Source organism: Rhodococcus sp. IEGM 1379 (genome assembly GCF_030056815.1).
Taxonomy (GTDB): domain Bacteria; phylum Actinomycetota; class Actinomycetes; order Mycobacteriales; family Mycobacteriaceae; genus Rhodococcus_F.
Window position 1 is genome coordinate 1 of the sequence record NZ_JASHKR010000020.1, and the last position, 26,974, is coordinate 26,974.

29 protein-coding genes and 1 riboswitch are annotated in these 26,974 nt (G+C 59.3%); of the genes, 17 read left to right on the forward strand and 12 right to left on the reverse strand.

The window, feature by feature from the left end; genetic code table 11:
- Positions 1-610 precede the first annotated feature (610 nt).
- Both QM600_RS13775 and QM600_RS13780 read left to right on the forward strand, forming a co-directional pair.
- Positions 611-892 carry a GNAT family N-acetyltransferase gene (locus QM600_RS13775; RefSeq protein WP_283262021.1) on the forward strand — a complete coding sequence of 94 codons (282 nt, stop codon included), beginning with the start codon at positions 611-613 and terminating at the stop codon, positions 890-892.
- Positions 893-940: 48 nt separating this feature from the next.
- On the forward strand, positions 941-2,191 hold the full coding sequence (locus QM600_RS13780) for an MFS transporter (protein WP_502942971.1): 1,251 nt from the start codon (positions 941-943) through the stop codon (positions 2,189-2,191).
- Here QM600_RS13780 and QM600_RS13785 read toward each other — a convergent pair.
- Positions 2,188-3,756: a carboxylesterase/lipase family protein gene (locus QM600_RS13785; protein ID WP_283262023.1), complete on the reverse strand. Its 1,569-nt coding sequence runs from the start codon at positions 3,754-3,756 to the stop codon at positions 2,188-2,190. The two genes, QM600_RS13780 and QM600_RS13785, sit on opposite strands and share 4 nt — an antisense overlap.
- Before the next feature lie 104 nt (positions 3,757-3,860).
- Positions 3,861-3,956, forward strand: a riboswitch (TPP riboswitch).
- On the opposite strand from QM600_RS13785, the gene QM600_RS13790 reads away from it, so the two are divergent.
- From QM600_RS13790 to QM600_RS13810, 5 genes are all read left to right on the forward strand, one after another.
- On the forward strand, positions 3,944-4,684 hold the full coding sequence (locus QM600_RS13790) for a TenA family protein (protein ID WP_283262024.1): 741 nt from the start codon (positions 3,944-3,946) through the stop codon (positions 4,682-4,684). (Overlaps the previous riboswitch by 13 nt.)
- Before the next feature lie 47 nt (positions 4,685-4,731).
- A complete protein-coding gene (locus QM600_RS13795) occupies positions 4,732-5,700 on the forward strand; it encodes an ABC transporter substrate-binding protein (protein WP_502942975.1) in 969 nt (322 codons plus the stop codon).
- Positions 5,678-6,481, forward strand: coding sequence for an ABC transporter permease (locus tag QM600_RS13800; RefSeq protein ID WP_283262027.1), 804 nt, complete (start codon positions 5,678-5,680; stop codon positions 6,479-6,481). The genes QM600_RS13795 and QM600_RS13800 overlap by 23 nt, the downstream gene beginning before the upstream one ends.
- On the forward strand, positions 6,478-7,281 hold the full coding sequence (locus QM600_RS13805; protein WP_283262028.1) for an ABC transporter ATP-binding protein: 804 nt from the start codon (positions 6,478-6,480) through the stop codon (positions 7,279-7,281). Before QM600_RS13800 ends, QM600_RS13805 begins: the two co-directional genes overlap by 4 nt.
- Before the next feature lie 265 nt (positions 7,282-7,546).
- Positions 7,547-8,104 (forward strand): LysM peptidoglycan-binding domain-containing protein, encoded by a 558-nt coding sequence (locus QM600_RS13810; protein WP_283262029.1) that lies wholly within the window; start codon positions 7,547-7,549, stop codon positions 8,102-8,104.
- Between the two features lie 359 nt (positions 8,105-8,463).
- On the opposite strand, the gene QM600_RS13815 is transcribed toward QM600_RS13810, so the two are convergent.
- Positions 8,464-8,745 (reverse strand): hypothetical protein, encoded by a 282-nt coding sequence (locus QM600_RS13815; RefSeq protein ID WP_283262030.1) that lies wholly within the window; start codon positions 8,743-8,745, stop codon positions 8,464-8,466.
- Positions 8,746-8,934: 189 nt separating this feature from the next.
- On the opposite strand from QM600_RS13815, the gene QM600_RS13820 reads away from it, so the two are divergent.
- Complete coding sequence (locus tag QM600_RS13820) at positions 8,935-10,281, forward strand: T3SS (YopN, CesT) and YbjN peptide-binding chaperone 1 (RefSeq protein WP_283262031.1); 1,347 nt, start codon at positions 8,935-8,937, stop codon at positions 10,279-10,281.
- 13 nt (positions 10,282-10,294) lie between these two features.
- Here QM600_RS13820 and QM600_RS13825 read toward each other — a convergent pair whose 3' ends face one another.
- The 3 genes from QM600_RS13825 to QM600_RS13835 form a co-directional block, all read right to left on the reverse strand.
- The gene (locus tag QM600_RS13825) at positions 10,295-11,662 is read right to left on the reverse strand and encodes an acetamidase/formamidase family protein (protein ID WP_283262032.1); all 1,368 of its coding nucleotides are present in this window, start codon (positions 11,660-11,662) and stop codon (positions 10,295-10,297) included.
- 113 nt (positions 11,663-11,775) lie between these two features.
- Positions 11,776-12,894 (reverse strand): methyltransferase, encoded by a 1,119-nt coding sequence (locus QM600_RS13830; RefSeq protein ID WP_283262033.1) that lies wholly within the window; start codon positions 12,892-12,894, stop codon positions 11,776-11,778.
- Between the two features lie 152 nt (positions 12,895-13,046).
- Positions 13,047-14,171, reverse strand: a complete 1,125-nt coding sequence (locus QM600_RS13835; protein ID WP_283262034.1) for a Glu/Leu/Phe/Val family dehydrogenase — start codon at positions 14,169-14,171, stop codon at positions 13,047-13,049.
- A 216-nt stretch (positions 14,172-14,387) separates the two neighbouring features.
- On the opposite strand from QM600_RS13835, the gene QM600_RS13840 reads away from it, so the two are divergent.
- A complete protein-coding gene (locus QM600_RS13840) occupies positions 14,388-14,900 on the forward strand; it encodes an Lrp/AsnC family transcriptional regulator (RefSeq protein WP_283262035.1) in 513 nt (170 codons plus the stop codon).
- A gap of 46 nt (positions 14,901-14,946) precedes the next feature.
- Positions 14,947-15,408, forward strand: coding sequence for a 6,7-dimethyl-8-ribityllumazine synthase (locus tag QM600_RS13845; RefSeq protein WP_283262036.1), 462 nt, complete (start codon positions 14,947-14,949; stop codon positions 15,406-15,408).
- Positions 15,409-15,464: 56 nt separating this feature from the next.
- Here the strand turns inward: QM600_RS13845 and QM600_RS13850 are convergent, their stop codons facing one another.
- Both QM600_RS13850 and QM600_RS29885 read right to left on the reverse strand, forming a co-directional pair.
- The gene (locus QM600_RS13850; protein ID WP_283262037.1) at positions 15,465-15,824 is read right to left on the reverse strand and encodes a hypothetical protein; all 360 of its coding nucleotides are present in this window, start codon (positions 15,822-15,824) and stop codon (positions 15,465-15,467) included.
- Between the two features lie 67 nt (positions 15,825-15,891).
- The gene (locus tag QM600_RS29885) at positions 15,892-16,416 is read right to left on the reverse strand and encodes a DUF3558 domain-containing protein (RefSeq protein WP_502942972.1); all 525 of its coding nucleotides are present in this window, start codon (positions 16,414-16,416) and stop codon (positions 15,892-15,894) included.
- A 179-nt stretch (positions 16,417-16,595) separates the two neighbouring features.
- Between QM600_RS29885 and QM600_RS13855 the strand changes: the two genes are divergently transcribed.
- The 3 genes from QM600_RS13855 (at position 16,596) to QM600_RS13865 (ending at position 20,137) form a co-directional block, all read left to right on the forward strand.
- Positions 16,596-18,272, forward strand: coding sequence for an NAD(P)/FAD-dependent oxidoreductase (locus tag QM600_RS13855; protein WP_283262038.1), 1,677 nt, complete (start codon positions 16,596-16,598; stop codon positions 18,270-18,272).
- Positions 18,273-18,281: 9 nt separating this feature from the next.
- The gene (locus QM600_RS13860; protein WP_283262040.1) at positions 18,282-19,721 is read left to right on the forward strand and encodes an ATP-binding protein; all 1,440 of its coding nucleotides are present in this window, start codon (positions 18,282-18,284) and stop codon (positions 19,719-19,721) included.
- 62 nt (positions 19,722-19,783) lie between these two features.
- Entirely contained in the window at positions 19,784-20,137 is a 354-nt protein-coding gene (locus tag QM600_RS13865; RefSeq protein ID WP_283262041.1) for a UBP-type zinc finger domain-containing protein, read from the forward strand.
- Between the two features lies 1 nt (position 20,138).
- Here the strand turns inward: QM600_RS13865 and QM600_RS13870 are convergent, their stop codons facing one another.
- Together QM600_RS13870 and QM600_RS13875 are read right to left on the reverse strand one after the other, a co-directional pair.
- Positions 20,139-20,477, reverse strand: a complete 339-nt coding sequence (locus QM600_RS13870) for a hypothetical protein (RefSeq protein ID WP_283262043.1) — start codon at positions 20,475-20,477, stop codon at positions 20,139-20,141.
- 44 nt (positions 20,478-20,521) lie between these two features.
- Positions 20,522-21,079 carry a DUF3558 family protein gene (locus QM600_RS13875; RefSeq protein WP_349307260.1) on the reverse strand — a complete coding sequence of 186 codons (558 nt, stop codon included), beginning with the start codon at positions 21,077-21,079 and terminating at the stop codon, positions 20,522-20,524.
- 128 nt (positions 21,080-21,207) lie between these two features.
- Between QM600_RS13875 and QM600_RS13880 the strand changes: the two genes are divergently transcribed.
- Positions 21,208-22,263 (forward strand): 2,3-butanediol dehydrogenase, encoded by a 1,056-nt coding sequence (locus tag QM600_RS13880; protein ID WP_283262045.1) that lies wholly within the window; start codon positions 21,208-21,210, stop codon positions 22,261-22,263.
- 53 nt (positions 22,264-22,316) lie between these two features.
- Here QM600_RS13880 and QM600_RS13885 read toward each other — a convergent pair whose 3' ends face one another.
- Positions 22,317-22,541, reverse strand: a complete 225-nt coding sequence (locus QM600_RS13885; protein ID WP_283262046.1) for a hypothetical protein — start codon at positions 22,539-22,541, stop codon at positions 22,317-22,319.
- A gap of 323 nt (positions 22,542-22,864) precedes the next feature.
- Between QM600_RS13885 and QM600_RS13890 the strand changes: the two genes are divergently transcribed.
- Genes QM600_RS13890 through QM600_RS13900 form a run of 3 tightly spaced genes read left to right on the forward strand, consistent with a single transcriptional unit; the run spans position 22,865 to position 24,720 of the window.
- Positions 22,865-23,089 carry a helix-turn-helix domain-containing protein gene (locus QM600_RS13890; RefSeq protein ID WP_283262047.1) on the forward strand — a complete coding sequence of 75 codons (225 nt, stop codon included), beginning with the start codon at positions 22,865-22,867 and terminating at the stop codon, positions 23,087-23,089.
- Positions 23,086-24,315 carry a type II toxin-antitoxin system HipA family toxin gene (locus QM600_RS13895; RefSeq protein ID WP_283262049.1) on the forward strand — a complete coding sequence of 410 codons (1,230 nt, stop codon included), beginning with the start codon at positions 23,086-23,088 and terminating at the stop codon, positions 24,313-24,315. Before QM600_RS13890 ends, QM600_RS13895 begins: the two co-directional genes overlap by 4 nt.
- Before the next feature lie 24 nt (positions 24,316-24,339).
- Positions 24,340-24,720 carry a helix-turn-helix domain-containing protein gene (locus tag QM600_RS13900; protein ID WP_283262051.1) on the forward strand — a complete coding sequence of 127 codons (381 nt, stop codon included), beginning with the start codon at positions 24,340-24,342 and terminating at the stop codon, positions 24,718-24,720.
- Here QM600_RS13900 and QM600_RS13905 read toward each other — a convergent pair.
- A complete protein-coding gene (locus tag QM600_RS13905) occupies positions 24,717-26,510 on the reverse strand; it encodes an AMP-dependent synthetase/ligase (protein WP_283262052.1) in 1,794 nt (597 codons plus the stop codon). The genes QM600_RS13900 and QM600_RS13905 overlap by 4 nt on opposite strands.
- Positions 26,507-26,968: a MarR family winged helix-turn-helix transcriptional regulator gene (locus QM600_RS13910; protein WP_283262053.1), complete on the reverse strand. Its 462-nt coding sequence runs from the start codon at positions 26,966-26,968 to the stop codon at positions 26,507-26,509. Before QM600_RS13910 ends, QM600_RS13905 begins: the two co-directional genes overlap by 4 nt.
- Positions 26,969-26,974: the final 6 nt, after the last annotated feature.

Sequence of the window (26,974 nt, forward strand, 5' to 3'; positions counted from 1 at the left end):
AAGTAACTGTTCGACTCACGCTGCCCGAAAATCATGTGCGTTCCTTCCTCGAAGTGTTCGACGACGATGTGTTCACGAACCGCTGAACTGTTACCCGGCAAATTTCTTCCGGCGAATTTGTAACGCTTCGTTTGTCCCCGACGATTGACACGCTAACCCCCAGAAGCGCCGTTTGGGTTACCTCTGATGAAACGATTCGTCGAGAAATCCCGATCTGGGCAACTTTCCGTCATATCGACGACAATTATTGTCTCTCGCGCCAGTTCCCTGACCTGCAATATGTCGGCTTTCGTCCGATCCTCAGGTACGACTCACCGGTGGAGAAAAAAACTTTCTACCTGTTCTCACACTTTGGGATCATTACGGTAGCAAACAATGCGCAGCGACAGGTTTCGATTCCGCCAATGCGTGAAAAGCACTAGTACAGGCTATTTTCCCAACCCTCGAACGCGTACAGCAGAACCTTTGAACAGATGTCCAAATTGGTTTGTAGCAATCAGACAAATCAGCGCGAGTCCGGCACTGGTTCCAGGTTTGACTCCGAGTACCGTTTCGGGCAGAGCACAGACTGGGCAGATCACATGCTGCCCCGAGGGAACTGGAGTCACTCATGACCGACAAAGTCGTCCACAATGTCGAAGAAAGTCGCTTCGACGTCTACTCCGATAACGAACTCGCAGGGTTTGCCGAGTACAGCGAGTCGAACGGTGTGCGCGACTTCCATCACACCGTGACCTACCCAGAGTTCCGGGGTCGCGGCCTCGCAGCCGTCGTTGTGCGCGAGGCACTCCACCAAACACAAGCCGACCAGAAGAAAATCGTCCCCTCCTGCTCCTACGTCGAGAAGTTTGTCGCACAAAATCCGGAATTTCAGGCACTACTACAGGACTGAGGTTGTCCCAGAGGTAACCAGGACAGTCATCTGCCTGAAACGGAAGGAATGCCCGTGCCCGTCACACCTCGTCGACGGCCCACGGGCGCACCGGGCCGCGCTCGCTACCTTCCGCTGGTTTTGATCAACCTCGCGACGCTGTTCTCCGGGATCGGAAACGGCATCTCCATCGTGGTGATCCCGTGGTTGGTCCTCGAACGCACCGGACGCGCCTCCGACGCAGCCATCGTTGCCGGGGCGGCAGCTGTGCCCCTACTCGTCGCGAGCCTGTTCTCCGGAACCTTTGTCGACAGATTCGGCCGACGACGCACCTCGATGGTCTCCGACGCATTGTCCGCGGTATCGGCGTCGGCAATTCCACTCTTCGCCGTTACCACCGGCCTGAGCGTTCCGTTGATTGCCGCCCTGGCTGCTCTCGGGGCCACGTTCGATCCGGCAGGCATGGCGGCCCGAGAATCGATGTTGCCGGCGGCTACTCGCGCGGCCGGCTGGAAACTCGATCGGACCAACAGCCTCTACGAGGCCAACTACAACGTCGCCTATCTGATCGGGCCCGGAGTCGGCGGAGTCCTGATCGCGATGATCGGCGCTGTCACGACACTCTGGATCACTGCCGCCGGATTTGTGTTCTCGATAGTGGTCGTTGCCTTCATCCGCCTGGCCGACGCCGGAACACCCGAGCAGGACGCGCGCCCGGCGTCGATCTGGCACGGCACACTCGACGGCCTGAAGTTCGTGTGGAACAACAAGATTCTGCGAACCCTGGCCCTGGTCGACATGGCGGTAGTGGCGCTGTACATGCCCGTGGAAAGCGTCGTCTTTCCGGTCTACTTCACCGAACTCGATCAACCCGCGCAACTCGGTTCGGTTCTGATGGCTTTGGCTGTCGGTGGGATTGTGGGAGCCCTCGCCTACGCTCCGCTCGCACCCCTGATGTCTCGTCGTTTGATCATGATCTGTGCCATCGGAGTACTCGGTATCGCGATGCTGGCGATGGCGCTGCTGCCTCCACTCTGGGTGATCCTGGTGCTGGCAGGCCTGCAAGGCCTGGTGTACGGCCCGGTGGGCCCGATCGCGAACTACGCCATGCAATCGCGAAGCCCGGAGCACATGCGCGGACGTGTTGTCGGCGTGATGACGTCGACGGCCTACGCCGCCGGACCGCTCGGATACTTGCTGGTCGGCCCGTTTCTCGATCAGTTCGGCATCTCGGCAACCTTTGTCGCTCTGTCAATTCCGATTGTTGTCATCGCCATGGTGTGCACTGCCCTTCCGGTGCTGCGCGAACTCGATCGCTAGTGAAATCCCATCACGTCATTGCCCCAGGCCGTGCGCAAGCCCTGATCCGGATCGTGGACAAGCGAATCCGTCGTATCGATCAACAAAGTCGATCGCTTCTCTTCCTCGTACGGCGCCCAATGTTTGGAGCCGTCGAGTGCCGCCGGAACGGCGTGTCTGGCAAATGCGAGCCACCGACGCTGGATGCGGCCGGCAACCTCCAGAGCAGCCTTGCGGCCACCCAACCAGAATGTCGGGTCGACATTCAAAGTACCGAAATTGCCGAATACATACGGTAATTCGGTAGCATGCCCCGCACCGATCCGAGCAGCCTTCAGCATCGGAGTTGCATGATCGAACCGATACACCCACGTCGGCGAGTGTCGGCAGTGCGCGTCGGCAATCCACAGCGTCGGCATCCGAAACGCCGCGTCACGCGAAAGCGCCAGCGCACCACTCGGTTTGGTGTGATCCGGGTATACCGACATGATCTCGGCCAATCGCGTCGGCGAGATGTCCGGATGATCGTCGGCCAACGCTTGGAGCATCGCCTCCACCGACTGCGCACTCACCGGCATCAGCGGCGACTTCATGAACTTGAAGATCGACGCCTCGTCCTTGTTGGAGCCGATGATCAACGGAATCCTATGGGCGTACCCCTTCTGAAACGCTGCAACGGGATAGTGCGGCACCAGATCCCGATCCACCACCGGCGCCATCGCCAGGGTTCCCGGCATCCGAGTCGGGACTTCGTTGACCAACTCGTCGCCGGCCTTGATGATCAAATCGAGGTCCGCCGTGATGAGCGCGCCGACGTCGTCGACAGGTGTCGACATCAGCTCGAGAAAGCGACTCGCCACCGACTTTGCACGCTCGCGGCCGTAAACCGATGTGGCCGGAGGACTTTGCGCGATTGCCCGATGAAACAGCCCTTCGGCACTCGGGCACGTCATCAGCGTCGTGATCGAACCCGCGCCCGAGGACTCACCGAATACCGTCACCTCATCCGCATCTCCACCGAACGCGTCGATGTGATCACGAACCCACCGAAGCGCCGCAATCTGGTCTCGCAAACCACAATTCGACTCGAACACCACATCGGGCGTCGAAAAGGAAGACAGATCCAGAAATCCGAGCGCGCCGACGCGATAGTTGAACGAGACGATGACAACGTCGCCCGTCTCCGCCAGGTGCCGTCCGTCGTAAATCGTCTGGGCTGCCGAACCCAGGCAGTACGCACCCCCGTGTATCCACACCATCACCGGCCGCGGTGTGCCGTCAGGGCGTGGGGCCCACACATTGATCGACAGGCAGTCCTCGTCGACGACAAAGGCGCGATCGATCGGAACCGCCGGGCTTTGCCCTTGCGGCGCGATCGGGCCGAATGCATGGCAATCTCGGATGCCATCCCACGGTTGCGGTGGGCGTGGCGCCCGGAAGCGGTGCTCACCGGTCGGAGCGGCCGCGTAAGGCATTCCCTTCCACACAAAAACCGAACCATCGGCATATCCCCGGACGTCACCGTCCGGCGTTCGCACGACCACGGTGTTGTCGTCTGTCTGCTCCGGTCGAATATCAGTCTCCATGCCGCAGTCTCCTCACGACCTCACCTGAGAACAAACTGCTCCAAATCTACCAATTTCCGGCAGGTGGGGACGGACCAACAGTTCCGACGGTGTTATGGTCGCCTTGTTCTGACACGGGGTGCTCCGCATGGGCGGGGCTGAGAACACACCCGGGAACCTGATCAGGTAATGCTGACGAAGGGATGTCATGGCTACTACACAGCCTGCATACAGTTCTGCCGAAAACACGGCGTCGCTCGACGATTCGGGTCGTTTCACCGACAAACTCTGGGTTGAAATCACGACACTGCGCGCATCGATCGACTCACTCGAGTTCCTGCGTCGACTCGGCGACGGAACCCTCCCGCTCGACGCTTTCCGACGGTACATCGAGCAAGACCAGCTCTACCTCGACGGATATTCCAAGGCGCTGTCCCTGGTTTCTGCTCATGCACCGGATGCGCAGGCCGCCGGATTCTGGGCCAACTCGGCGTCCACCGCCGTCTCCATCGAAGCGGCGCTACACGAGGGCATGCTCACTGGTGGCGTCCTACCGGAATCAACCGGTCGGTCCGAGCATTCGCAAGCCTGCTTGGGATATGTGTCTTATCTGATCGCGACTGCAGCCACGGCGCCCTATCCGGTCTCCGCGGCAGCGGTACTCCCCTGCTTCTGGATCTACGCCGAAGTCGGGCGCGCTCTGGCTGCGTCGGCACGAGAGGTACTCGACGCCGATCCGTCACATCCGTACGCGCAGTGGGTCACCACCTACGACGCTCCGGAGTTCCACGAGTCCGTCGCACAAGCTCGGGCGCTCGTGGACGCAGCCGCTGAATCCTCTACCGAAGCCGATCGCGCCGCGATGAGCGAAGCGTTCCGCATCGCGAGCCGGTACGAGTTGATGTTCTGGGATTCGGCGCTGAATCAACAGCACTGGCCCGCGTCATGAGGTTGTTGCGCCGCGCACTGGCAACAACAGCCGCGATCGCCGCCGCAATGACTGTGATCAGCGGATGTTCCAGTGGCACAGAATCATCCGACGGCATTCGGTTTGCGCTCGACTGGACGCCCAACACCAACCACACCGGACTGTACGTCGCGATCCAGGAAGGTTACTTTGCGGACGCCGGCCTCGACGTGTCGATTCTCCCGTACAACAACACCTCCCCCGATACCTTGGTGGATGCCGGCAATGCCGAGTTCGGGATAAGTACCCAGAGCCAAGCCACGTTCGCACACGCGGCCGGTGCCGAAACTACCGCTGTCATCGCACCACTTCAGCACCGCGCCACCGGAATCGGCGTCAAAGCCGATCGCACGGACATCACTCGTCCGCGTGATCTCGACGGAAAGATCTACGCCGGTTTCGGCGATCCCGGCGAGGTCGAGACACTGCAGCAGGTGATTCGCAACGACGGCGGCACCGGTAACTTCACAACGGTCGCATTAGGAACATCTGCCTACGAAGCGGTGTACTCCGGAAAGGCCGATTTCACGGTGTCATATTTCGCCTGGGAAGGCCTCGAGGCCGAACGCAACGGAACTCCGATGCGCTACTTCCAGTACACGGATTACGGATTCCCCGACGCGTATTCCATTGTGATCAACGGTAATCAGAAGTGGCTGAAAGATCACCCTGACGAGGCCGCCAAGTTCGTCCAGGCTGTTCAGCGTGGATATCAAACGGCCGCCGACGATCCCGATCGCGCTGCCCAGGATCTGATCGACGCCAACCCCGGCGCCTTCACCGACGAGGACCTCGTGCGGGACAGTCAGCGGATGCTGGCGGCAGACTTCATGAAGGACGCCGACGGTGTTGTCGGGCGGCAGAACCTCGAAACCTGGTCCGGTTACTCGGGTTTCCTCTTCGACAACGGACTTCTGGCGGGCCCGGATGGCAAAAAGCTGACCCAGGAGCCGAGTTGGTCGGAGTATTTCACCAATGAGTATCTCGCCGCGCCCTGATATGGCCGGCCGAGTGGGATCCGTCGTACGGCGAGCGCTACCCGCGCTCGCCGTCGTTATCCTGCTTGTCGCGGCTTGGCAGATCTATGTCGACGTCAGTGACATTCGGCCACAGGTTCTGCCATCGCCATGGCGAGTGTTGTCGCAGGGCTGGGACCACCGTGAGGTGATATCCGGCCATGCATTGTCGACGCTTCAGGTGACCCTCATCGGGTTCACCGTCTCATTGGTACTTGCGTGGATTCTGGCTGTGGTCGTGGACTTTTCGCCGTGGCTTTCCCGCGCACTGGTGCCGTTGTTCGTCGTCTCACAGACCTTACCGATCATCGCCATCGCTCCCCTGATGATCATCTGGTTCGGTTTCGGTCTGCTGCCGAAGATTCTGGTGATCGCCTTGGCAACGTTCTTTCCCATGACGATCGGACTTATCGAGGGCTTTGCTGCCGCCGATCGAGACGCCGGCGCACTGCTACGAAGCATGGGCGCATCGCGGTGGCAGGAGTTTCGGTACGTCCGCCTGCCCTCGGCGATTCCTCGCTTCTTCACTGCTTTGCGCATCGGCATCACCTACGCCGTCGTGGGTGCGGTGTTCTCCGAATACGTCGGAGCCACCTCCGGTTTGGGCATCTATATGAGTACGCAGAAGAATTCGTTCCGTACAGATCTGGTATTAGCCGCGGTACTGGTGACTGCGCTCATCAGCGTCACTCTGTACTTGTTGACCTTCGCTGTAGAGCGACTGGTTGCGCCGTGGGCGCTGAGTGAAAGGGCGCGCGCATGAGTCCCGAACGCATTGTCGACGTCGCCTCGCTCAGCAAGGAATTCCCCACTCGTGGGAAGTCTCGACAGGTTCTCGATGCCGTGTCCTTCCATGCTGGTCCCGGCGAATTCGTCTCCGTCATCGGACCGAGCGGCTGCGGCAAGAGCACAATCTTCAATGTCCTCGCCGGTCTCGAAACACCGACCTCGGGAACAGTCACCGTCGGCGCAGCAGATTCCGGATCGGAAGTTCTGACCGCATACATGCCACAGAAGGACCTACTGTTTCCCTGGCGGACGGTACTCGACAACACAACGCTCGGCCTCGAAGTACAGGGCGTATCCAAGAAGATTGCCCGGAGCATGGCTCGTGAACTGTTCTCCGCCTTCGGCTTGTCGGGCTTCGAAAACGCAACTCCGTCACAACTGTCGGGCGGAATGCGTCAGCGTGCTGCCATGTTGCGCACCGTCGTGCAGGGCAAGCCGGTGCTTCTGCTGGACGAACCTTTCGGGGCTCTCGACTCGTTAACCCGTACCGAGATGCAGTCCTGGTTACAGGGCGTGTGGCAGCAGTATCGGTGGACTGTCCTGATGATCACCCACGACATCCGTGAGGCGATCTATCTCTCCGACCGCGTTGTTGTTCTATCGGCCAGACCGGCGACGGTCAAGCGCGTCGTCGACGTTGCACTTCCACGCCCTCGTGAGTTGGACATGATCACCTCGCCGGAATTTGCGGCTATCGAACGCGAACTCCTCCAGGTGTTGCACAGCGAGACCCTGGCCTCGCTGTCCGATCAGACCTCCTCAAAAGATTACTGAGAATGAACTGAGAGTGCGGGAGTTCACCGCGCGTTCATGTCAACAGATACCGGCCTTCCCCTCGCCACCCCGCCTTGGCCAGCCAAAACCAGGAAATTTCAGCAAGATTGGCTAGAGAAATGCGAATTACTGCCCGTTGTGCACACCACCGAACTCTCCAGTAACGTAGTGTGGACCGCCTACGCAGCCACTCACCAGAAGGTAACTGATAGGTAAAGTGCAGCGTGGCAGTACCAAAACCGCAACAGATTTGGAAAGGGACAGCGTGAGCACACTGCAGTCAGGTCAGAGTCTCGGAGTCGGCCAGGAACTCAAGTCCGACAACGGTTCCTACGCCCTCACCTTGCAGGACGACGGCAACCTTGTTCTCTCCGAGAACGGCCAGGCCGTCTGGGCCGCCGGCACCAACGGATCGGGCGGCAACCGCGCGGACGTGCAGGCCGACGGCAACTTCGTCATCTACAAGGACGCGGATGCAGTCTGGGCATCGCAGACCTCAGGCAACGAGGGCGCTTCACTCTCCGTCCAGGACGACCGCAATGTCGTTCTGTCGGCCGGCGGACGCGTCCTGTGGTCCACGGACACCGCTGTGGCAGCTCCGGTTACCGAGCCGACGCCCGAGCCTGCGGCCGCACCGGAGCCCGAGCCGGCTCCCGCCGCTCCGGCAGCGCAGACGTACACCGTCGAGGGTGGGGACACCCTCTGGGCAATCGCCGAGCGCTTCTACGGCGACGGCAACCAGTACCAGCGCATCGCGGATGCAAACGGCATTTCCAACCCGGATCTCATCAACGCCGGCCAGGTTTTGACCATCCCCGCCTAGGTCTCACCGGCTCATCTGCCCCGGGTATCGACGTTCGCCGATGCCCGGGGTTCTGCATTTCCCGGCAATTTTGTGTTGCACGACACACTTATCGGTATCCCGATAAGCCGCTTTCGCTGTTCCGCCTGTGTCCGGTTTCGCCTACAGTACTCACGTACTGCTCCCGAAGGTCAGGTGAACATGAAAGACAGAACAGTCATGATCGGCACTCTCACGGTGGCCGGTGTTTCTGTAGCTTCAGGTCTCGTCTTCGGAGGAGCAGCAGGCGCTTTTGGCGCCAGTGGCCCCGTCGTCACACCGCCCGCGCTGGTTTCGACGGTCACTGCCGATTCGCTCGCAGACTTCGAACCTGCAGCGTTCTACAGTTCCATCGCCGTGTCGACCATCGCGATCCCTCCGACGCCGACATGGGCCGTTGCAGCTGAGACCACCGCACCACGCAACCAGCCCTTGAACGTGGACGTTGCGCCCCCCGCACCAGCAGACCCGACTCCCACGACAGCACCTCCTGTCACCAGTGCCGTTGCACCTGCGACCAGCACCGTTGCACCTGTGACCAGCACCGTTGTGTCGACGACTCGAACGACCACCAAATCCACAGTGGCTCCGACAACAACGACGCCGAAAGTCACACCCGTCACGACTACCTCGAAAATCCCGGTCGTGACTATCGAATTGTCACCCGAAGACTGACCGGCTATTCATCACGAGCCGCGCCAGCGACAAGCAGACCGGCCGTGATCGGCGTTACACCGCCGACCTGCGAACACCGACATTGTCGGCCCCTCGCGTTACCGTATAGGTCTCAGCGTTGTGGAAGGAGGTGACTGATGGCCGTGCACGGATTCGATCTCGATCTCAGTGTTAACCGAGCTTGGACGGAGTTTCAAGCCCGCCTTGCCGATCACATCTCGATCATGGCCGACGGCGATGTCCTCGCTGTCGAGTCTGCGGTCGCTGCCTTCGACCCCGCTGAGGGCGGCGCTCCCTGTGTTCAGTTCTTGATCTGGGACAACAACATGGTGCGGTGCGAGGTTCCCTCCAACAACTTCCTGCACCCCAAGTTCGCACTCGACGACGCCGGCCTCCAAGCACTCGTCGACCTCGGCTGGGCTCCGCCCTCCGAGAATCCCGAAACCGACAACAGTTCACCGGCCTTCTGCGTCGATAAACGACAAAGCTGGGCAGACCAGTTAGCCTCGATGACCGTCGCGGCGTTCCGCACGGTGTTCGGAGTCCAGCACCCGGCATTCCTGTCCAGTGATCTCACCGGCAATCAGCAGACACCGGATTTTGATCCGTCGATCACCACCGTCGACGCAATGCCGATCCTCGATCCCACCGCGGCCTACACGCCACACGACGTCGACCACCTCAAAGAGCTGGTCACACTTGCCCTCATTCCCATGCTCGGCAATCTTCCGGAGCGTGACGGCGACGGCGACATACCGATTCGTGTCGGATCAACCGTCATGTTCATCGGCCCACTCGCGGATTCCCTTGACGTTCAACTGTTCTCACCCCTCGTCCAGGACATCAGCAACCGCACACGGGCCGCCGAGGTCATCGCGGATCTCAACCGAAAATGGTCCCGCATCAAGTTCGTCTTGATCGACGACAGATTGTCGGTGTTCCTCGAAGTCGCCGGCTCACCGTTTGTTCCTAAACACCTCACCGATACGTGCGCGTCGTTGACGTCGTTCCTGCGGAGCGTCGACGACGAATTTGCGGCGCGGATCGGTGGAGAACTGTTCTTCGCGAACAAGAACGGCGAAGTAGGCGCGCTGCAGCCAGAACTTTCCTTCGAGGATTTGCCGCCAGAGCTCGAGACTCTGCTTCACCTCGACCTTGATGTCGCCGACGATCTCGAAGCCGTCGCCGATGTCTGTGGCCGCGACCGCGACCTGATCCTGCAGTTGCTCCATGTCAGCAACGAATGGCAGATTCAGTTGCGAGGCCAAGCCGCCGATGCACAAAGTCGTGATGATGCCGAAGAAGCCGCAGGATTCTCAGCTCAGGTGACTATGTGGGAACGCATGGTCGACCGCCTACGCGGCGCACTGCGCCTGACTGTGCTGCCCAACGCCAAGACGGATCCGCCGGCAAAACCGCAGCCTGAGCAGATGGAACTGTTCGCCGATCCCAGCCAGCAAACGCTGTTCGACGATCCGTCCTGACGCTGCAGACGCCCTATTCGAAGTGTGACTTGAAAATTTGGCCGTGAACGCCGACGGTTCGGTCTACCACCTGCGAGACAGTGAAATCGGCTGCGGCAGAAAGATATGCGTACGCTGTTGCTCGATCCATTCCACGGTCATGCTCGAGGAAGTCGAGTGCGTTGACCACCGCGCGGCGCATCGCGCCGTTCAAATCGCTGTTCTGACCGTCGACCGAACCGTTGGGATCGGATAGTCCGATCGGAATCCAGGCCTCGTCGGTTTCGGCAAACGGATAGTTGTAGGCCACTGATGGTGCGTCGCCGGAACCCTTCTTGCACACGCTCAGTCGGAAGGTTCCGCGCAGTGAGCCCTCCATTGCCGTCAGTGCGGCCTCACCGTCACCCATCGACATGTGCGGATCACCGACGTAGAACAGTGCACCTTCGGCAAAGACCGGGAGGTAGAAGGTCGACCCGACGCCGAGGTGCCTGATGTCGATGTTGCCGCCGCCCAATGTCGGTGGGATGGAGTTGGACGTCGGCGATGTCGGGTCTTCGTCCGAGGAGTAGGCCACTCCCATCATGCCCATGAACGGGCGGAGCGGAAAGCGAACCTTTGTGTCGCCGAAGGGCATAACACCGTTGCCGTCTTCGATTGCGGTGAAGGTGGAGACGCCCCCGTATTGCATCGGATCTTTTGTTGCCCGCCCGTCGGTGGCGACAGGTGGCATGACCTCGTCCAAAGTGATTCCGGCAGGGGCTTTTCCGTCGGCGGTAATAGCGAGCGCGCCCTTGCCATGCCGGCTCGAGACAACACCGTACGGCACACGTGGAGTTGCTTCGAGTGTCTCGATCTTGAGTACGTCGCCGGGCATCGCACCTTCGACGAATACGGGACCGGTGACAACGTGCGGACCGTCTTTGTCGAAGTTTCGCTCGGTGCGGTTGTATTCGGCAGCAACGGCTATCGCGTCTTCGAGCACGTCCTTCTCGGAAACGCCTTTCCCACCGAAGTATTCGAGCGGATTACGTCCCTGATCCTCGAGAATCCCTTCATGCGACAACGCGTCGATAGTGACGGTTTGTCCCGATCGCATCCGCATCACTTCACGGGAGTGAATGTTGGGCACGTATCCCCAGAGCACGTCGGCGGGATCAGAACTCAGATAGTGATCGCCACTGATCGTTCCGCCTCCGGGTTGCAGGATCGGCACTCCACCGGCGAACGGCATTGCCGAGGAAGACGATCCGAGTGGGGCCGCATTGGAATGCGAGCAGGCGGATGCAACCCCGGCCACCCCGACACCGGCACCCAACGCCGCGACGGCGCGCATGAATCCGCGCCGCCCGAGCCCCTTGGTCAGATCCTGAGCTGCTGTACGGGCGAGAGTGTTGTCCATCGAGAATCCTCCGACTTGCGTGGCGATGTGTGGCTGCGGAGAAAACTAGACGGGCTTTGTTACTCGTTTATTACCATTTCGTGGCGAAGAGATGCCTTGGTTCGGAGCGAACCTCAGCGTCGACGAAGTCGCCACAGCGAGGTAGTTTCGCGCGCGCGAGCCGCATGGAGGGCGTCAGTTCGATCACTCACTTTGGCATGGGTCGGTTTGACGTCGACGCGGTCGATCACCGTCAATCCGCCCGCAGCGATCATCGCGTGCAGTTCCGCCCGCGTCCGCAGTCCGAGATGTTCGGCGATGTCGGAGAGAATCAACCACGCCTCACCGCCGTCTTCCAGATGATCGCCGACGCCGGCCAGGAAACCGTTCAGCATTGCGCCGGCTGGATCGTAAATCGCGTATTCGATCGGTGACGTAGCCTTGGCCGGAATCCAAGGAGGATTGCAGACCACCAGTGGCGCAACACCTTCCGGAAACAGGTCAGCTTCCACTACCGCCACCTGATCGTTGTACCCAAGTCGGTCGATGTTGGTGCGTGCGCATTGCAGGGCGCGCGGATCCTGATCTGTCGCAACTATTGCTTTGACACCGCGGCGGGCGAGCACGGCCGCCAGCACCCCGGTGCCGGTTCCGATATCGAAAGCCAACTCGGTGGACGGTAGTGGCGCAGCTGCCACCAGATCGATGTACTCACCGCGTACCGGCGAGAACACTCCGAACGCCGGGTGAATCCGCGCATCCAATGCGGGAATCAGTACGCCTTTGCGATTCCACTCGTGGGCACCGATTGCGCCCAGCAGATCGCGCAGTGAGCGGACCGACGGTTGACCCGTGACCCCGAACGCCTCCGTGAATGCCTCTTTCGCATCCGGCGCGCGCCGAAGCGGAATCATAAGGTCCGTGTCGAGAGGAATCAACAGCATGCCGAGAATCTGGGCGCGACGCCCCTGCCCCTGGCGGTGAAGGTGAAATGCTTGCGCAGGATCATCCGATCCGCGACGCGGTTTGCGATCGATCCGCGACGCAATCGCCTGAGACAGTTGGCGCGCGTTGTGGAAATCGCCACGCCAGAGGAGAGCTGTTCCCTCACAAGCCAATCGATAGGCGTCGTCGGCCTTCATGGTGTCGTTGGCGACCATCACCCGCTTGGGTGCGGGAGCCCCACTGGTGGAACCCCAGAGCGCACGGTGCTCGGTGTCATTCTCGGTCCACACAACATATTGTTCGGTCATCAAAGCCCTTCCGGCGTCGGACATGGAGCGGATAGGGCGTTCGACGCACTACGGCCGGTCTACCGGCTCGTGTGTTCCAGTTCTGCACATCTGCTTGTCTGGTGTCCACACTAGCTGGGACCGGCCGAGTTTCCGACGTTGCGCGCGCGGAATCAGTTCTGCTTGTGCAACGCAACAGCCCGTGCAATACGGGCCTCGGCGACGGCATCTGCTGCGTCGCCGGCCAGAATTCCGTCGGCTTTCGCCTTAGCGAAGATCTCTGTAACCGTGTCGAAAATCTTCTCGACCTGATCCTTGACCTGCTGCGCTGTAAGGTCTTTCAGCTCACCCGCTACCTGAATGAGGCCGCCACCGTTTGCCACATAATCGGGAACCCACGTGATGCCACGCTCGCTCAGAATTGCCTCAACCTCGGGTACTGTGAGCTGGTTGTTGGCTGCGCCGCAGATCACGTCGGCGGTGATTGCGCGGGCCGAGGCGTCGGTGAGCGTCGCCCCCATCGCACACGGTGCGTACACGTCGAGATCAGCGTCGATGACGCTGCCCACGATCGTCACCTGCGGGAAGTCATTCTTCACACGGTCCAGTGCTGCCGCGTTCACATCTGTTGCCAGTACTGCCGCGCCGTCGGCCAGGAGGAGTTTGATGAGCTCGTAGCCGACCTTGCCGGTGCCCTCGACTCCCACGGTCTTGCCCGCGAGACTCCGCGAACCCCAGTGCGCCTGCGCTGCCGCCACCATGGACTGGAAGACGCCCAGCGCGGTCATCGGGGCACTGTCGCCCGAGCCGCCGACCTTCGCATTGCGGCCCACCACAAAGTCGGTTCCACGACCGATGATGTCGAGATCGTCCGAGTTGGTTCCGACGTCGCCTGCCGTGATGTACCGGCCGCCCAGAGTCTGAACGAACTTTGCGTAGGCGCCGAGCAATTTTTCGGACTTCACCGCTGCCGGGTCGCCGATGATGACGGCCTTTCCGCCGCCAAGATCGACGCCCGCAATGGCCGCCTTGTAGGTCATACCGCGCGAGAGCCTCAAAACATCTGTGACAGCCGCGGATTCGTCTGCGTACGGGTAGAAACGAGTTCCGCCGAGGGCCGGACCCAGCGTCGTGGAGTGAATCGCAACGATCGCCTTGAGCCCACTCTCCGGATCCTGGAAGAAGCTCACCTGCTCATGCGGATAGTTGCGCAAGTAGTCTGCGCGGTCGAATACGCCGGCACTGTCGTCAGAATTGTGGGTAGCAACAGAGTTCACAGGCTCGGCGGTGAGAGTCATTGTGGGATAGACCTTTCCGAAGGATATTCGTGGCGCAGACATAAGATCGAGTGCGAATCACCGCAGGTACAGTGATAATCGAAAACCAAAGAAGGTTCCGCTGAGCGATTCGTGAAACCAATGCTCTTCCTGAGGTACGATTTGGTCAATACAAATCTCTTGAACTAATCAATTCGATCATTCAGTGACCGTCATCACTAAGAAGAGGTTCGCAAAGTGCTCAGCATCGACAAGCTCGACGTCCAGTTGCTCGGATTGCTCAGCAAGGACTCGAGGATGAGTGTGGCCGAGTTGGCCAACTCTCTGGGCGTAGCCCGAAACACCGTGCAAGCGCGAATGAAGCGCATGGAATCCAGCGGGATTCTCACCGGATTCCGCCCGAATCTCGATCTCCCCGAAGTGGGCATTCCCATCCAGGCGTTTGTGGGCCTCGAACTGGAACAGGGCAAGATCAGCGCGATCGCGAAGAGCCTTGCCGAGTTGCCCGAGGTCATCGAAATTCACGCCACAACCGGACGTGAAGATCTCCTGGTGCGCGTCGCTACCTCCACCCACGCTGCCCTGCAGAAGTTGGCGGAGCAGATCGTCAGCCTGCCGGGCGTTACGCATTCCACCACCACCATCGCGCTCACCAACCCACTTCCCTACCGGATTCAGCCACTACTCGAACACCTCACCAATGACGCCGGTTGGGGTCGTTCCACAGCCTTCCCTCGACAGCAGGACTGAGACGAACTGTCGCGACGACGCGCGGCAGTGCAGTAGTTTTGTCGTTATGAGTGAAATTCAGGGACAGCGCATCGCGTTCATTCAGGCGACGTGGCATCGCAACATCGTCGACCGTGCACGCGATGGATTCACCGACGAGATCGTAGGTTTGGGTTACGCCCGCGATTCTGTCGATTTCTTTGAGGTTCCCGGAGCATTCGAGATCCCGCTGCACGCTCGCCGTTTGGCACAGACAGGCCGCTACCAGGCCATTGTTGCTGCAGGCCTCGTCGTTGACGGTGGAATTTACCGCCACGATTTTGTTGCGACGGCCGTCATCGACGGTTTGATGCGCGTGCAGTTGGACACCGATGTTCCGGTCTTCTCTGTCGTCCTGACGCCGCACAATTTCCACGAGCACGCTGAGCATGTCGACTACTTCAGCACCCATTTCGTGAAGAAGGGTGCCGAAGCCGCTCGCGCTGTAGACGCCACGGTCAAGTCTTTGAAGGCCCTGCCCACCATCTAATCGTTCCAAGGTCTCGCTGAGTCGGATGCCGTCCGACTCAGCGAGATTTTTTGTGCCTACTTGGGAGTCTCAGCCGTTCTCAGGGTCGTTGCATTCGATGCGTCGACGGACTCGTAGCGGTCGACGCATTTCTGGAAGAAGTCACGCATCTCGGTGACGACTGCGATGTGGCTGTCCAATGACTTCTCGAGAGAGTCGCACCCGCCGACTGCCTTCAATGAAAACTTCCTCCCCAAGTCGATCCCCGATTGCAAGGTTCCCATCCCTGAGACATCCGTCAGATCACTCAATCCCAATTTCATAGATTTGAACTCCCCCAGCAGAGCGTCGCATGCGCCTGTCACATCTCGTGCGACGTTGGAATCAACAGCCAACCGCGGATCTTCAACGTTTTCAGCCCACTGCGACCAACTCATCTTTTCCCCTCGTTCGCATTCTCAATCGTGAAGTTTGATCTCTACTACTCGACGGACCGCACTGATATCAACGCGGCAAGTAACTTTCGAGATCGGCGGAAGACCTCATTGCCACTACACACGCCGATTCTTGCGGCCTCGACTCTATCGTTTGAACACGTATCCAGACTGATCCTTGATCAGCTGGGAAGACTACGTAGCACCCTTCGTCTACAGCGTCCGACGCTTTCCGGTACTGGATGGCCTTCCGGTCTCCGATTTCTACATCAGCTATGTCGACATATTCCGGATTCTTCTGTATGTCTTCGATCGTGTATAGCGTCGAAAGTATGGACAGTCCATACCAAGAAGCGCTCCATCTGCAGATCTTCCACCCAGGCTGCTCAATACCGAAGACATCAGCCTCCTCTGTCGCCGGATCAAGCCCAACACCCCCGATCACTGAATCCGGAATGTCCGTACACGGATTGAACAGTCCTTCTTGACCGGATGCGGGCTCAGCTACCCCCTCCATAGCTGAGCCGCACCCTGCCAGGGCCCATACCGACATCCCCGCTACCAGCAGTCGAAGTACCCCCCTCGATGCTCGCATCGCTCCCCCTTCGATATGGACTCACTATATTTGATGCGCCGACAACCCGATCGGTTCCCGCAACCGACAAAATCGCAGGTCCCGTGGGCCTGTTCACTTCCAGCGCACCTACAGCGATTGACGATGCTCACGGCAGTCGCATACTGGAGTGGTTGACCACAACTTCGGGAGGGCACCGAGTGAGCACACCGAAAGCACCGGCCAAACCAGCGATCCTCAGTGTCGACGACGATCCTGGGGTTTCCCGCGCTGTTGTCCGCGACCTTCGCAAGCGGTACGGCGAGAAATACCGGATCATTCGTGCCGAATCAGGCGATCAAGATCTCGAAACGCTTCGAGAAATGAAACTGCGCGGGGATGCAGTCGCTGTCATCGTTGCGGACTACCGTATGCCCGGTTTGAGCGGAATCGAATTCCTTGAACAGGCAATGGATCTCTACCCCGTCGCCAGACGCGTCCTACTCACTGCCTACGCAGATACCGATGCCGCGATCGACGCCATCAACGTCGTCGATCTCGACCACTACCTCCTCAAACCGTGGGATCCGCCGGAAGAGAAGCTCTATCCGGTCATCGACGCTCTCCTCGATGCTTGGGCCAGTTCCAGTCACCATCCTGCGGAAGAAACGAAAGTCGTCGGCCATCGCTGGTCCGGACGATCCTCCGATGTTCGAGAGTTCTTGGCGCGCAATCAACTTGCGTATCGGTGGTACATGTCGGACGAGCCCGAAGGGCAACGCCTTCTCTCCGCCGCCGGTGTCGACGCATTGAGCCTTCCTATCGTCATCGCACCCAATGGGGATGTTCTCGTCGAGCCGACAGACGCCGAACTCGCCGACAAACTCGGACTGAGCACCACCTTGTCCGAAGATTTCTACGATTTGGTTGTCATCGGCGGTGGGCCAGCCGGACTAGGTGCTGCGCTGTACGGAGCATCAGAAGGACTACGAACAGTTCTCATCGAACGACGTGCCACCGGCGGTCAGGCCGGCCAGAGCTCTCGCATCGAGAACTATCTAGGATTCCCCGACGGCGTATCGGGAGCTCAGTTGGCCGATCGCGCACGTAGGCAGGCAACAAAGTTCGGCGCCGAAGTCATCACTGCCCGCGATGTCACGGGTCTCGAAATCAACGGCTCTGCCCGCACGGTTCGTTTCGACGACGGCACGTCCGTCGACGCGCATTCGGTCATCTTGGCGACGGGTGTTTCCTACCGCCAACTTTCGGCCCCGGGACTCGATACGTTCACCGGTAGGGGCGTGTACTACGGATCCGCCGTCACCGAAGCCGCTCGGTGCAGTGAACAAGACGTCTACATCGTGGGCGGAGCCAACTCGGCAGGTCAAGCAGCCGTCTATCTTTCACGCGGTGCTCGCTCGGTCACCATTCTCATTCGAGGTACGTCCCTCGAAGCATCCATGTCGTACTACCTTATTCAGCAGATCGAAAAGAATCCGAAGATCTCCGTCCGCGCCTGCACCGAAGTCGTCGGAGCTGAAGGCGACGATCACCTCGAACGAATCACCCTGTTGAACAGAGCAACTAGCGAAGAATCGACCGTCGACGCACAATGGCTGTTCATCTTCATCGGCGCTGCCCCACTGACGGATTGGTTGGAGGACGTAGTCGTGAGAGACCGTAACGGATTCATCGTCGCCGGCCCCGACCTTGCCGCCGATGGCGTCACGCCACAAGGTTGGCCACTCGACCGCGCACCCCACCACCTCGAAACCAGTGTCCCCGGAGTCTTTGTCGCCGGCGACGTCCATGCCGAATCAGCCAAGCGGGTCGCGTCGGCTGTCGGCGAAGGAGCGATGGCCGTGATGTTCGTCCACCGCTATCTCGCTCAACAATAGGGAGATTCGATGTCTGTTCCACCGTGCAGCCCAGAGCTACTTCGCACACTGTTCTTGTTCGAGGAACTTACCGACGAACAGCTCGAAACACTCTGCCGGAGCGGTCATATCATTGAGATTGAGCGCGGTCAGGTCTATCTCGAGGGCGAGCCTGCATCATGCTTTTACGTTCTCATCGAGGGCGAGCTGATCATGTCGAAGCTCTCCGGCGGCGAAGACATCGAGATGGTGCGGACGTCACAACGAGGCGTCTACTCCGGCGGTTGGACGTCATATCTCGGAGACCTTGTGCCACAGATCTATTCAGCGTCACTGCGCGTAACCAAACCGTCGACGTTCTTCGTTCTGGATGCCGACAAGTTCGGAGAGGTGGTGCGCAAGTGGTTTCCGATGGCAGTTCATCTACTGGAAGGTGTGTTCTTCGGCAATCAGAACGCCCGCCAGATCATGGATCAACGCGAACGGCTTCTCGCACTCGGATCCCTCTCCGCGGGCTTGACCCACGAACTCAACAATCCTGCCGCTGCAGCAGTTCGGGCAACTGCATCTCTGCGTGAACGCGTCGCTGGAATGCGTCGCAAACTTGGCATGATTGCCACCGGCGCCTATGACCACGAATCGCTCGTCACACTCATGCATATGCAGGACGAAGTCGCTGAAGTAGTCGCCAAGGCTCCGACGCTCACACCCCTCGAGGCGTCGGATCGCGAAGACTCCCTGGGCGAATGGTTCGAGGAGCATTCAATCCGGGAGGGTTGGGATCTTGCGCCGACCTTCGTACAAGCTGGCTTGGACACAGACTGGCTGGAGAATGTTGCTGCGGCAGTCGATGAATCGGTTCTCGAGGGCGCGATTCGCTGGCTGAACTACACGATAGAATCCGAACTTCTCATGAACGAGATCGCTGATTCCACCACGCGAATTTCCACGCTTGTCGGTGCCGCCAAACAGTATTCGCAGATGGACCGTGCCCCTTTCCAGACCATCGACGTCCACGAATTGCTCGACAGCACCCTGATCATGTTGGGCCAGAAGATCGGGGATATTACCGTCGTCAAAGAGTACGACCGGACTCTGCCTCCGATCGACGCGTATGCAGGTGAACTCAATCAAGTGTGGACCAACCTGATCGACAACGCTGTTTCCGCGATGGACGGGTCCGGAACACTCACTATTCGCACAAGTCGGGACGGCGATCGAGTGTGTATCGAAATCTGCGATACCGGATCGGGAATCCCCGACGACGTCATCGACAGAATCTTTCAGCCGTTTTTCACTACCAAACCTGTCGGTGAGGGAACCGGTCTGGGCCTTGATATTTCGTGGCGAATTGTGGTCGGCAAGCACCACGGAGAGCTTCGGGTCACCTCTGAGCCTGGGGATACCCGATTCCGTGTTCTGCTGCCCATCTCCGGGCCTGAGCGCGATCCTCTCGACGACGCCGAGTAGCGCGAGCAAGTCTGGGCGCGCACGATGGATGACGCAACGTCAATGCAACGAAGGGCTGAACCATGACCGACGGACTTCCAGTAGGTATCGAGCCGAGCGTGCCGCCCAGCGGTACAGGGTGCGTCGAATGTGACGCTGTAGACGGGTGGTGGGTTCACTTGCGCCGCTGCGCGCAGTGCGGTCATATTGGATGTTGCGACTCGTCCCCTGCTCAGCATGCGAGCACTCACGCCGCAGCGACCAAGCATCCATTTATGCAGAGTTTCGAGCCTGGCGAGGATTGGTTCTGGAGCTTCGAAACCCAAGAGGCCTACGCCGGCCCCGAATTAGCATCGCCCACTTCACATCCCCTGGAGCAGCCGGTTCCAGGACCGGCCGGCCGAGTCCCCGCTGATTGGCAGGATCACATCCACTGACTCAGGTCGGTGGACCAGCATTTCTGAGCGAGTCAGCATTCGCCTGCTCTTGCGCCACCGCGTCGTCGATGCACTTCTGGAAATACGCCCGCATGCCATCGACTGCCGCAATATGACTCTCCAGTGCATTCACCAGCGAGTCAGTACCGCCAAAGGCCTTGTCCTGAAACTTCTTCTGGAGTGCGGGGCCTGAAGCCAACGTGCCGAAACCGTCAAACTGGTTAAGGTGCCTCGCATCATTGGCCAATAATTGGTACTCACCGATCAAAATCTCGCAAGCCTTCACAATCGGTCGAGCCACATCTGGATCTAGCCCGAATTCGCCCCCAGGATTTTGCACTGGCTCCTCTTTCTCTCAATCAAACGCTCTGACAGTGTGTCGGTTCAGCCCGACTTTGGAATCAATGGAACGATCACTTTCGCTGCTCGCTCAACCAGGGCGCAGGGCGTTTCAGGCCTGACTTCACCAAATTTTGCTCCAACACGGATCATCGCTGTGGCTGCAGAAGTCGCGAAGGCAACGTTGCACGCCGAGTCCCCGTCGTCGTTACGTTCCTGATAGATCATGAGCTCCCGCCCGCCTGCTTCGCCTCGACGCATATCTCTGATCGCCGTATTGCTCTTTACATCTTCGAGTGAATGCTTGGTTGACGTGAGGCCGAGAAAGAACCATGAGCCGTCCCAACTGCAGACATTGAATCCATCAATGTGAGTGTCTACGAGGTCAACCCTCTGAGTTCCCGGATCGACACCAACCGTCCGTAGGTCGTCGTCACTCAGAACTGCACAAGGATCGAACATTCCGATCGTGTCGACCGGGAACGCTTCACCCTCAACCGTCGAGGAACAACCCCCAACTAGCGCGGCTACGGCGGCCACTCCAAACGCAGTCCGACAAGCGCCCAACAACCCCACGGAATTCCCCCTGTCGACAAACCTCACAGTCTTGGACGTTGAACAGACGCGCCTGGTTCCCTCTCATTGCAATCCATTGCAACCCTTCACGCCGAGCCACAACTGCCCTAGCGTTGATCTACCAGCGGATTCACAATGAAGTGAGGTGCGGATTAATGAAGGCAGCACGGTTCCACGGGCAGAAAGACATCCGAATCGAAGACATTCCCGAGCCCGAAGTTCGGCCTGGGACTGTCAAACTGAAGGTTGCGTGGTGCGGGATCTGCGGCACCGACCTCCATGAGTATCTAGAGGGTCCGATCTTCATTTCAGCGCCCGGGCACCCTCATCCCCTCTCTCATGAGAATGCGCCAGTCACGATGGGACACGAATTCTCGGGCACCGTCGAAGAAATCGGTGAAGGTGTCACAGATGTCGAAGTCGGTGAGAACGTCGTCGTCGAACCGTATTTCGTGTGTAATGAGTGCGCTCCCTGCAAAGCAGGGAACTACCACCTGTGCACACAGATGGGTTTCATCGGTTTGGCCGGCGGGGGTGGCGGACTCAGCGAGAAGGTTGTCGTCGACCGGCGTTGGATCCACAAGATTGGCAACATCCCTCTCGACGAAGCCGCATTGATTGAACCGTTGAGCGTTGCCCACCATGCCGTCGTTCGGAGTGGTGCGAAAAGTGGCGACACCGCGATAGTCGGTGGCGCCGGACCGATCGGACTCCTCGTTGCGGCAGTTCTCAAGGGACTCGGTGTAACTACGATCGTCACGGAACTCAGCGATGCGCGCAAAGACAAGGCGCTGTCCAGCGGTGTGGCGGACTACGTTATTGACCCGAGCACTGAAGACGTCAAAGCACGCGTACTCGAAATCAGCGATGGCATCGGCGCCGATATCGGATTCGAATGCGCGGGGGTCAACGCAGTCCTCGATACGATGCTCGATACCGTCAGACCCGCGGGAGTTGTTGTCAACGTATCAATTTGGGGTAAGCCCGCAACCATCGACATGCAGAAGCTCGTACTCAAAGAGATCGATCTACGCGGAACCATCGCCTATGTCCGCGACCACGAGGCTGTCATCAAGATGGTTCAAGACGGGGTTGTCGATCTGGCACCGTTTATCACCGGCCGAATTCAGCTCGAAGATTTGATCTCGGAAGGTTTCACAACGCTGATCGAACACAACGACACAGCCGTCAAGATCCTGGTTCGTTCATAGCCAAATGAAGGCACGGAAGCGGTGAGCTCCCCTGTTACTCACCGCTTCCGCCTTTACGACGCTTCCCGCTCCTCGCTGACACACAGCGCGGAGTACTTCGCGAACGCGTCTTGCAAGGTCAAGGACTTCCGCCTGGCTGCGATATCGCGAGGCTTGGCCTGCGCAGCACATCGTCGGGCATGCTCGATCACAGCTTCACGTACGACGCTGGATATGTCCGCGCCGGTGAGCTCCTGGAGGGTCTCGAGCGCCCTCAGTTCCTCTTCGTTAAATCTCACAGTTACCGATCGTCTAGCCACAATCAGGATGCTACTTCGAGTCACAGCCAAATTGGTGAGCTACGTTCCGATGAAGCCTGAAAATGCACCACTCCAGGCGAATTGAGTTCCAATCACGCTGGCCAGAAAGCTCCGAGCGCCAGAGCTGTCGACGGGACCTGTGTCGTCACCCGACGGTCTCTTGCCACCGAATGCATGGAATAGCAAGCATAGGAGATGGATATCCTTGCCCTCGGCGCTCTAATCGATCTATGCTTGCAAAATAAAGCATAGGAGCCAGGATGGGCCACCCACGCAGGAGCGCACCAAATCGAAGTAGCCCTATGCCTGAAATTGCACGCATAGGTGAGAAGTTTGCCGAACGCCGAGTCCAGCTACGCCTCACTCAGCAAACACTTGCTGATTTGGCCGGCGTCTCTCGATCCAGCGTTCAGGCTCTCGAATACGGTACCGGTTCCGTAAAATTGGCGTCGGTCGTCGAGATCGCCGACGTACTTGGCCTGCGCCTACAACCGATGACAATCGCAGAAACCGAGTCGCATCGATGAAACGACCTCCCGCTGACTCACTACGCGAAGTCGAGAACGCAGACGTTTATATCAACGACACGCCCGTTGCGACACTAACGCGAAACACTGACGACTCCATCCAGTTCGACTACAACGCAGCAACGCCCACAAACTCCTCGATCCGCTCCCACTCCGTCTCATGGTCATTGCTCATCGACGGACACTATCCCGTGGTCACGACCGCGGGTGCAGTTCCTCCGTTCTTTGCCGGCCTACTACCCGAGGGCGTTCGACTCGGCGCAGTGGTGTCATCGACCAAGACATCTGTCGACGACCATCTGACACTGTTACTCGCCGTCGGCGCCGACATGATCGGCAACGTGCGGGTCGTGCCCACCGGCACTACCCCGCCGGAACGACTACCGATGTTCTCCCCTGAACGAGACACCGACTTCCGCAACATCTTTGGCCGCCTTGCTGGTTCCGTCGACGAGGACCCAGTTGCACTTGCCGGCGTCCAACCCAAGGTGAGTGCCAACATGTGGTCGGTACCGACGAGCACTGCCTCCGGTCCCGCGATCCTCAAACTCACTCCACCCACAGGGTTCCCGTCCCTGTCGGAGAACGAACACTTCTTCATGGAGATGGCAGCGGCATGTGGGCTTCGCGTACCACGCACTCGACTTCTGCACGATGCCGTTGGTCGAAGCGCCCTCTTGGTCGAGCGATTTGACCGAGTCAACGGTCGCCGCATCGCACAGGAAGACGCCTGCCAAGTTTCCGGTCTGTATCCGGCCTCGAAATACCGGCTGAAGACTGAAACTGCAATCACTACTTTGACCGACGCTTGCACGGACGGCGGCGGTTCCAAAGCTGCTGCAACACTGGAACTACTTCGTACAGTGGCTTTTTCATGGCTAATCGGAAACGGTGATCTACATGGAAAGAATCTGTCGATCTACGCACCAGATGAAATCTGGCAACCGAGTCCGGCATACGACCTACTCAGCACTCAGCCGTACACAGGCTGGAACGACCCCATGGCAATGAATCTGTACGGACGCGCAAATCGTTTGACACGCAGCAACTTCATCGATGCCGGGCACAAGCTCGGACTTCGCGAACGCGCGGTCACCCGAATGCTCGACGCCCTTGTCAACGCTGCGCAAGGCTGGCCTGAGCGTTGTACCGAAATCGGATTCGATCGCAGGACAACAGAACTCTTGACCGACCTCCTTCGCCACCGCATGACAACTCTGACGTGACCACCACTTCGATCGGAACCCGACATGAGCATTGACCACATCGTTTCAGCCGTCGGCAGCACAGCCGCAGACAAGATCAAGGCCGGCCTGGCGGCTATCGCTCAAACATCGAGCAACGCAACAACTCTGACCATAGATGGCGTCACAATTGACGTTCCGCCATCCGTCGGCGATGCAGTTGTTCAGCTTCTGACCTACCTCGCTAAGGGTGACAGCGTCGCGCTCGGCCCCGTCGCCGAACTACTCACTACATCGCAAGCTGCCGAAATCCTCGGCGTCTCAGACACATACGTCCGCAAGCTCGCCGACGCGGGGAAACTCCCGATCGAGCTGCGCGGAACCCACCGTCGGTTCCGACTCGATGACGTGATGGCCTACCGGGAGCAGTTCCCCAAGCGTTCCTAGCTCTTGGCGTACATTCCTTCGATCTCTTTGGAGAAGCGGTCGACGACGACGTTGCGCTTGATCTTGAGCGTTGCTGTCATTTCGCCGTCTTCTTCGGTGAGATCGCGATCGAGGATGACAAACTTCTTGATCGACTCGGCATGCGAGACAGCCGAATTGGCATCATCGATGGCCTTCTGCAGTTCGGCGCGAAGATCTTTGTCGTCACGCAGTTCAGCAACGGTGGCGTCGACAGGCTTGCCGTTCTCGGCCTTCCACTTCTCGAACACCTCAGGATCAACCGTCAACAGCGCCGTGATGTATGTCTTTCCGTCACCGACGACCACGGCCTGCGAGACGATGGAATGTGAGCGGATGCGATCTTCCATCGGGCCGGGTGAGACGTTTTTGCCACCGGCCGTCACCAGCAGATCCTTCTTGCGACCGGTGATGGAAAGGTAACCGTCACTGTCGAGTTCACCGAGATCTCCGGTTCGCAACCAACCGTTGTCAAAGGTATCTGCGGTTGCCTTCTCGTTCTTCCAGTAGCCCTTGAATACCACTCCCCCGTTGAGCTCGATCTCACCGTCCTCGGCGATACGAACTCCGTTGCCGCCCATGGACCGTCCGACGGTTCCGATCTTCTGAGCACCGGGGATGTTGACGCAGTGGGCTGCCGTGGTTTCGGTGAGACCGTAGCCTTCGTAGATCGGGACTCCGAGACCGCGGAAGAAGTGGCCGAGTTCCGATGTGAGTGCGCCGCCGCCCGAGATGGCGAACCAACATTCGCCGCCGAGAGCTGCGCGGAGCTTCGAGTACACAAGCTTGTCCGCGAGAGCGTGCTTTGCCTTCAGAATCAGCGAAGGACCACCCTTGTCGAGTGCTTGGCTATATTCCTTGGCAGTTGCTTCTGCGAAGGCAAAGATCGCGCCGGGCACCTTGCCGCCCGACTCCGCTTTGCGGGCCGCGCCGTCGCGAACCTTCTCGAAGACACGGGGAACGCCGAGAATCGTGTTGGGCTTGTATCGCTCGAATTGCGTCGTGATGGTACCAAAATCGGACCAGTGGGCCTGCGAAGCGCCGGCTTCGAAAGTGGCCAACGACACGGCGCGCGCAAGAACGTGCGCAAGGGGCAGGAAGGTGAGGACTCGGTTGCCGGGAACGGCAACCTTGCCGATCGAGGCGGTGAGAATGCCGCGCACCTCGGACAAGAAGTTGCGGTGAGTGAGGACGCACCCCTTCGGGCGTCCCGTCGTCCCGGAGGTATAGACGAGCGATGCCAGATCGTCAGCCTTGATTCCGTCGAGTCGCTTCTTCAGTTCTGTACCGTCGACGTCGACGCCGCCTCTAGTCAGCGTCTCGACTGCGCCGGCGTCGATCTGCATGACAGCCTTGAGGGTGCTCGGCGCATCCTGAAACAGTTTTTCGTGAGTCCCGGTCTCGACGACAGCCATGACAGCTTCGGAGTCTTCGAGGATCCAGCTGACCTGCCCCTGCGAGGACGAATCGTAAATCGGGACTGTCGCAGCGCCGACCGCCCAAATGGCGAAGTCGAAGAGTGTCCACTCGTACCGCGTCGCCGACAGCAATGCGACGCGGTCACCGGACTGGACTCCGGCAGCGATCAGGCCATTCGCGACGCCCGTGACCTGCTCGGCAAACTCCTCAGCCGAAACGTCGATCCACGTGTCGCCGTTGGGCCGCGAGAACACCGTGAGGTTCGGGGTTCGCTCGGCGTGTGTGAAAACCGTGTGCACCACGGACTCGTTATCGGAGATGACGAACTGGGCTTTAGCGCTGTAGTCACTCACAGGTTTTCATCTCCGTTGGTCTGCGATTCGGTACTGATTCTGAAACGGTGAAGGGCGCGGGCAAATTCTGCGATCTCGGACTCCGACCAATCCTGCAGCCTGCTGGTGACTTGGTCGAGTCGACGCGCGTCGGCGGCATCAAGATAGGTGCGGCCTGCGTCCGTGAGGTGCAGTGGGTTGCCCTGGCGAACAGGTCCGGGGTCGGCAAACACCCAGCCTGCGTCGATACATCCGCGTACTTGCCGCGAGATGGTGGAGCGGTTGACGCCGAAGACGTCGGAAATCTCGGTAGCTCGGCAGCCGTCGTTGCGGCCGATAAACGAGAGGAAGGAATGTTGCGCGATGGACGGCTGATCATCGGATTGGCGATCGCCTGTCATCAGCTGACGCGTCAGGTGCACCAGCTCGTCATGGACGGCTGGTGGGCCGGTGAGCGATTTTGCCCCTGTGTGTTGCACTGAGCA